Here is a 7,074-nt window from a genome sequence, read left to right as displayed (position 1 = left end):
TTTAACGTGCGCTTCCTCCGCTCATTGATCAAGTGAAACAATTTCTTCCGCCTCAGCCACCAAACGCTCACCTACAGAAGCCCGACCGCTTCCGAGTATATAGCCCCGCCGACGCTTGTTGACTTGAAAATGGAGATCAATTCGGTCCCCTGGCTTCGCCAAGCTATGGAATCGAACTCCATTAAGGTTGGTCAGATATGAAATGCCTTTTTTGTCAATCGCAGCGAATGCCGCCAATTGTGCGAGCGATTCCACGATCAACATAGAAGGCATGTATGGATTAGCCTCTGTAATAAACCACTCACTCCAGGTGACAAGCTTGTACCCCTTCGCCCATTGCGATGTTTCGTACCCAGTCACGCCATCCAGCAGAAGAAACGGGTACCTGTGCGGAAGCACATCCGGGATATGGATTGGCTCTTCGCTCACAGGCTTATACCCCTTCCCACTTGCGAACAGCAAGACAGACGTTATGCCCCCCGAAACCAAAGGAATTGCTAATCGCCGCACGGACCTCGCGTTCCTGGTATACATGCGGGACAAAATTTAGTTCAGGGGCTTCAGGGTTGTCGCAATTGAGTGTCGGTGGTACTTTGCTGTGGATCATGCTCTGTACAGTTGCAATTAATTCGACTGCCCCTGCACCGCCCATTAAATGGCCTGTCATGGATTTAATAGACGATATCGCCAAATGGGGGGCATGCTCCCCGAATACCTTCTGAATGGCATTGATCTCCATACGGTCGTTAAACGGCGTACTTGTACCATGGGCATTGACATAGCCGATTTCCTGCGGTGTCAAGCCACCATCCTGCAGTGCGATGCTGATCGCTTCTGCCGGACCGGAGCCCGAGGGATCTGGAGCCGTGATATGATACGCATCGGTTGTGCATCCGTAACCCGCAACCTCGGCCAAAATGGTGGCCCCCCGGTTCATGGCATGCTCCAGCTCCTCCAGTACCAAGACCCCGGCTCCTCCACCGATGACAAATCCATCGCGGTCCACATCAAACGGGCGACTGGCCTTCTGCGGCTCTTCATTGCGTCTGGAAAGAGCATGAATATTCGCAAAAGATGCCAAATCAAGCTGACTAAAATTGGCTTCTGCTCCTCCAGCCACCACGACATCAGCCGTGCCGTACTGAATCGTCCGTAATGCTTCACCAATGGCATTACTTCCAGTAGCACAAGCTGTAACGACGGCAAACGAAGGTCCCTTGGCTCCGATAGCAATGGAGATTTCACCAGGCGCAGAATTAATCATCATCGAGGAAACAAAATAAGGAGAAACCCTTTTGGGGCCAAGCTCTGTTAATTTCCTGTAGTTCTCCTCTATGACGTCGAGCCCTCCTGCTCCAGAGCCGACAATAACCCCTACGCGGCCTGCATTCCGCTCGTCAATCACTAATTTCGATTGCTCGACTGCCTGACGGGCAGCCGCCAAGGCAAATTGGGTGAACTGTGCTACTTTATTAGCTTCCTTCTTGCTCATATATTGCAACGGATCAAAGCCCGTAACCTGTGCGCCAATCTTCGTCGGAATGTCCGCTGTATCAAAAGAAGTGACAGGTCCGATTCCGCTCTTTCCTTCCAACAGTGAATTCCAGAAATCTGTAAGATTAAGCCCAACCGGCGTTACGACTCCCTGTCCTGTCACCACAACACGTCTTCTCACTGTATCCACGTCCTTCGCTGAAATTAATTCTTGGAAGCTTGTTGCTCGTAGAGAGGAAAGTCGCCATACACATGACTGATTTTCTCATGCACATCCGCAAGATCAGCATATACCTCGACGACCACAAGCTTCTTCTCCTGATACTTTTGCCAGGCAAGCTGAAGCTGTTCCCGGGCCTCCCCCTTACTCCGGATCGCAAGACTTTCCACAAACTCATACTGTGGAATTTGGATTCCTGTCTTGGCCGCCTCGGAAACAAATGGGAGGGACTGCCCTGAAAGGGGCTTATAATTCATCTGATTTTGCAACCAACCATACCCGCCATTATTGAGTACGAGATAGATTAGCGGTATTTGATACTGCACAGCCGTCATAAAATCCGAACAGAAGAGATTGAACGCACCGTCCCCTACCAGTGCCACTACTGGACGTTCTGTTGCTAGGCTTGCTCCCAAAGCAGCAGCCGCACCGAATCCAAGGCTCGTTTGGTCACTGGGAACAATTGAAAGAGAACCTTGCGTGAAGAAAAAATATGGATAAAAGTAAGACCACATATCCTGCAATCCATTTTCCTGAACAAGCACCATTTTTTCTGGAAAATCTGTCTGAATAATCTCCAGCAGCTCTGGAACGTGAATTCCAGGGGCCTTTTTTAGCTTCTCCAGATAAATGGCTCTATTAGAAAATGCCTTCTGCTTACAACTTCTAATCGTTTCAAGCCACACTCCATCATGTTTATGTCTGTACTGTTGAACCCACTGCTCTAATGCTGCATATCCATCTCCAAGCACTTTGATGCCCCGGTATTCGTGTGCAAAATCCTCCAGCTCGACATTGACCTGAATTAAAGGTGTATCCTCTAGGAAAATATCCCACTCAAACGTAGCCGTTTCTTCCAATCGGCTGCCCAGCGCAATCACTACATCAGATTCCTTCCAGATTTGCCTCAGACTGAGATCCGTATAGAGCCCGGCCACCCCACAGAAAAGCTCGTCCTCTTCATCAACTGCGCTCCGTCCCGAGGCGGTTGCGAACAAGGCTGCTCCGCACAGATCAGCGAATATCCCGATTACATCATTGGTAACGGACTTCATCCCGCCTCCGACCAAAATGACAGGCCTGCGAGCAGTCTTGATAATCTCCCATGCCGCATCCAGCTCCCGAAGAGACGGAGAGCACGAAAGCTTTTCTGGTGGAATAAACGGAAGCCCTGTCGGCACAGGCTGGTCCATCAGGTTTTCGGGCAGTTCAATATAGACCGGACCTGGAGCCCCATTGATCGCCAAAAAAGCCGCTCGCTCCAGCGCCCATACAAGTCGATCCACATGCTCGACACGGTAAGCCCATTTGACGAGCGGCTTCACGAGTGAGATTTGATCTGCCTCCTGAAAGGATCGGGTACCCAGCTTGTCTCCTCCAGTGCCAAGCGCCAAAAGTAAAAGCGGAGCACCAAGGTTCTTCGCTTCCAGCAGCCCCGTAAGTGTATTACTGAGCGCAGGGCCTTTACCTACAACACATACGGACATCTGTTTGGTTGTGAGTGCATAGCCTGCTGCCATGAACACAGCATTGCGCTGATCTTTGCACAGAATAAAATCCATACCCGACGAAGGGAGTGACGATACGATTTTGAGATCATCACTTGGTAATCCAAAGAGATGCCGAACTCCAGCCGATGTTAAGTAGCCAATGATGGCATCCCAGGGAGATAAGCTCACAGTCATACCAAACTCCTCTTTTCCGACAAATATTCTGCGACAATTTCTGAAATCAAAATGGGCTTCGAAACGAGCTTGAAATCGTAAAAAATATAGTTTGACATCGTGCCATAGCCACCAAAGGGCTTATTGCCCTGATCCACATCCTCAAGCGTCTCATTAATGGTCAGGGTGTGCTTCTTTCGCAGGACATCCGTCAGGTGTTCAGACCCGTATAAGCTGCAGCCCATCGCACGTTCACTGAAATAACTGGAGGAAATACGCTTGATTAGCTGCTCGTCGTCTCGGTAGCTAACCACGTTGAAGACCGGTGAAAAATACTCAATAATCTCCAAATCCTGATCTAGCTCGCTATATACAATCGTCGGCTCCATCTTTTTCGTACGGAAATCAATGCCACCGCCGTAAATAATAAACGTATCGTTCGTATTAAAATATTCCGAAACCGAATACAGCGTGTCTTTATAGAAAATAGGGGAATAGCTCGCGTTCGGATCATTGTTGGCTCCAAACACCAGTTGGTCAAGCCGCTCAATTAGCAAGTTTTTAAAATTCTCCGTCACATCTTGATGCACCAGAATGATGTCGGGTCCCAGGCAGTCCTGTCCAGAATTGAACAATCTCATTCGAATCACATCGGCAACCGCCAGCTCCAGATCGGCATCAGGTCCAATGATGAAAGGATTTATCCCTTGTCCGTAAAAGATGTAGAGCTGTTCTTTTCGAATCTGTTTTTTGATTTTCTCCGCATTGGTATAGCTACCCGTGAACACCACAATATCAGCTGGCAAAACGGAATTTTCCATGAAAACTCTCTGACTAACCTTACGAATATAGATGGGTAATCCATGTACAGCCTGGAGCTTTTCATGCAGCATGTTGACGTACTCATTTACGTGAGAAGAAGGACGAAAGTCTATACTCTCAACATAAAGGGACGGAATCAAGAGGTATAATGCATAGGAATACAAAACGACGTTAGAAGGCATAAATACAGCCATAGATCGTTGCAGGCAGGGCTGATAGGTCTGTACTTCTTGTAAAGCACCTTGTAGTGTGAGGATCGTGGAATCAATTTCTGCATTGGCGGCCCGATAAGATGAAAATTGGGTGAGAATATCCATCACTTCCTGCCGATGCTCAATCAAATAATTAAGGCACTTCAGAATTGCTTCATGCCTTTCCAAAAAAAGCGTGTTTTTTGCCAGTTCCGGATTCATACTCATGGTGCAATCTCCCTTTCCTATATGCAGTTTTTGGTAAATATTTTGTTTCTTCAACACTTACACTTTGCGAGAAGCAGCTTTCTCCATGGCAATATGCTCCATCTCCAGCCGATCTACTTTTCCATTGCGATTTAAAGGAAAATGGGCGAGCGGAAGCAAAAGATCGGGAAACATGTATGAAGGAAGTACCCGATTCATCTCTTTGCGGAGTACAGACAAGGCCTGCGAGGATTCGCTTTCGATGAATGCAACAAGCAATGTTCCTTTCGCCTCGTCCTCCAAGGTAATCACGCAGGATCGGTAACCTAGCGAACCAATCCGGTCTTCGATATAGACCGGAGATACCATGTAGCCCATCCGATTGACCGTCTTTCCGCTGCGGCCAATGACATACAGCATTTCGTCATCCAGGTAGCCCAGATCGCCCGTCTTGAACCAGCCGTCCTGTAGAACCGACTGCGTCAGGTCTGGACGATTCAGGTAGCCTTCCATGCATCCCGCACTGCGTATCCACACTTCGCCTACGATGCCGTCCGCCTGCTGCTCGCCAGCAGCATCTAGTATTTTTAGATCCACACCCGGCAACGGCTTGCCACAACCTTGTGGACACTCCAGCGTCCCCAGCGTAACGTTGCCCAATTCAGAAAGACCGTAACCATTCAGCAAGGGCTGTCCAAATATGTTGTTAAATTTTTCTTCGAGGTCTTGGGTAAGTGGGGAACCGCCTACGCACCACATGCGCACCGGAGATTCCTTGACCATTTCCAGTTGTTCGGGTTTTCGGTTTAGCATACGCAACAAGGTGTAAAAAGCTGAGGGGTTAGCGTCTACGACCGTCGCCCGGTCCTTCGTAATACTTGCAATGACGCTCCAGAGGTTTTTAGGATTGCAAATGATGAGAGAACATGAGGTTAACCACCAGGAGAAGATGAGTGAAACACCATAGAAGTGAGAAAACGGTACAACAGGGAGCATATGGTCAGACGGCAGGTAGTTCATGGCGTGGATAGAATGCCTGATATTGTCCATGAAGGCTGATCCAGCTTTCACGATTCCCTTGGGTTTTCCCGTCGTACCTGAAGAATACAGAATGAGAGCATCTGATCTCTCGCACCACTTGTTAAAGTCAATGCCATGAATCTCAGGCTCTCCAACCCAATGTGGGTGTACTGCTTCTTCTTGGATTAGATCTTGAATCAGAATAACAGAAGCATGAGAAAGTCCTGGATCGCAATCGGTCAGGATACAGCAGGCACCCGCTTCGTCGTAAATTTGAGCTATTTCATCAAGCACAGTCTGCTCGTCCACTACAGTCACCGAAACAGCAATGCTGCACAGGGAGAACAGAGACACAACAAAATAATAAGAATTGGCCGCTTTCAGAATTACTCTGCCTTCTTCAGGAATTCCTCGGAGAGCCAACATACGGGAGAAGATCGTAACATCCCGCTCCAGACGCTCCCTTGTCATAATCCCTTCAGGTGAGATAATACGGCAATCCGTATGCGTAACAAGCACAGCGTTCCCTCCTTACATCCCCGTAATATGGTATCCTGCATCAACATGGATAACTTCTCCCGTAATGCCTCTCGATAAATGGGAAAATAGGAATAACGCGGTATCTCCAACTTCGGACGTGTCGACCGTCTTGCGTAGGGGCGTCGTCTCTTCAATATGCTTTAGCATCGTGCTAAAATCCTTAATCCCATATGCGGCCAACGTCCGTATGGGACCAGCCGAAATCGCATTGACACGAATACCATAAGTACCCAGATCGTTCGACAGATAGCGCATGCTTGCTTCCAGTGAAGCCTTCGCCACACCCATAACGTTGTAATTCTTGATCGCTCGTTCTGCGCCAATATACGTCATGGTGACGATACTTCCACCCTCCGTCATCAGCGGGTAAATTCGTCGGGAAACAGCAGCCAAAGAATAGGCACTAATTTCTTGAGCAATGGCGAATCCCTCGCGAGAAGTGTCGACGAACAGGCCGTCCAAATCCTCAGCCTTAGCATAGGCAACACTGTGAAAATAGCCATGCAGGACGCCTACTTTCTCCTTTATAAAATCCGCCAGTGCATCCAATTCTTCGCTGCTTTGTACATTACAGGGACAGACAATGGATCCCGGAATCGTTTCAACGAGCTTTAACACCCGATCTGCGACCCTCTCATTTTCGTAAGTAAAAATGAGCCTTGCTCCTTCAGCAGCTAAAGATTGGGCTGTCCCCCAGGCAATACTCCTGTTATTAGCCACGCCCATAATCAAAATGTTCTTACCACTCAGCAGTGCTGCCACAGAAACCACCTTTCTCATTTACATTTTTCGACAAAAAAACAACTTAATTTCGTATGTCTACATATATAGACATATGTAATCTTTTCTGGAATATTATCATGTTAGTTGCCAAAGTTAAACAATCGACGTTTTAAGCAGATTCAAGAATTCATAT

General features: G+C 48.1%; 6 protein-coding genes. All 6 read right to left on the bottom strand.

Features of this window, described 5'->3' with window-relative positions:
- Window positions 1-21: 21 nt before the first annotated feature.
- Genes ACIFQM_RS14370 through fabI form a run of 6 tightly spaced genes read right to left on the bottom strand, consistent with a single transcriptional unit; the run spans window position 22 to window position 6,920 of the window.
- The gene (locus ACIFQM_RS14370) at window positions 22-429 is read right to left on the bottom strand and encodes a 3-hydroxyacyl-ACP dehydratase FabZ family protein (protein WP_430039861.1); all 408 of its coding nucleotides are present in this window, start codon (window positions 427-429) and stop codon (window positions 22-24) included.
- A gap of 4 nt (window positions 430-433) precedes the next feature.
- On the bottom strand, window positions 434-1,675 hold the full coding sequence (gene fabF, locus ACIFQM_RS14365) for a beta-ketoacyl-ACP synthase II (protein ID WP_430039859.1): 1,242 nt from the start codon (window positions 1,673-1,675) through the stop codon (window positions 434-436).
- Window positions 1,676-1,698: 23 nt separating this feature from the next.
- The gene (locus ACIFQM_RS14360) at window positions 1,699-3,399 is read right to left on the bottom strand and encodes a thiamine pyrophosphate-binding protein (protein WP_430039857.1); all 1,701 of its coding nucleotides are present in this window, start codon (window positions 3,397-3,399) and stop codon (window positions 1,699-1,701) included.
- Complete coding sequence (locus ACIFQM_RS14355; protein WP_430039855.1) at window positions 3,396-4,619, bottom strand: aldehyde dehydrogenase family protein; 1,224 nt, start codon at window positions 4,617-4,619, stop codon at window positions 3,396-3,398. The genes ACIFQM_RS14360 and ACIFQM_RS14355 overlap by 4 nt, the downstream gene beginning before the upstream one ends.
- A gap of 57 nt (window positions 4,620-4,676) precedes the next feature.
- On the bottom strand, window positions 4,677-6,137 hold the full coding sequence (locus tag ACIFQM_RS14350) for a class I adenylate-forming enzyme family protein (protein ID WP_430039853.1): 1,461 nt from the start codon (window positions 6,135-6,137) through the stop codon (window positions 4,677-4,679).
- A 12-nt stretch (window positions 6,138-6,149) separates the two neighbouring features.
- Complete coding sequence (gene fabI / locus ACIFQM_RS14345; RefSeq protein WP_430039851.1) at window positions 6,150-6,920, bottom strand: enoyl-ACP reductase FabI; 771 nt, start codon at window positions 6,918-6,920, stop codon at window positions 6,150-6,152.
- Between the last annotated feature and the right edge of the window lie 154 nt (window positions 6,921-7,074).

The organism is Paenibacillus sp. NRS-1782, from assembly GCF_050467685.1.
GTDB lineage: Bacteria > Bacillota > Bacilli > Paenibacillales > Paenibacillaceae > Paenibacillus > Paenibacillus terrae_A.
The sequence above is the reverse complement of the archived record's forward strand: the minus strand, read 5'-3'. Positions and strand labels throughout refer to the sequence as shown.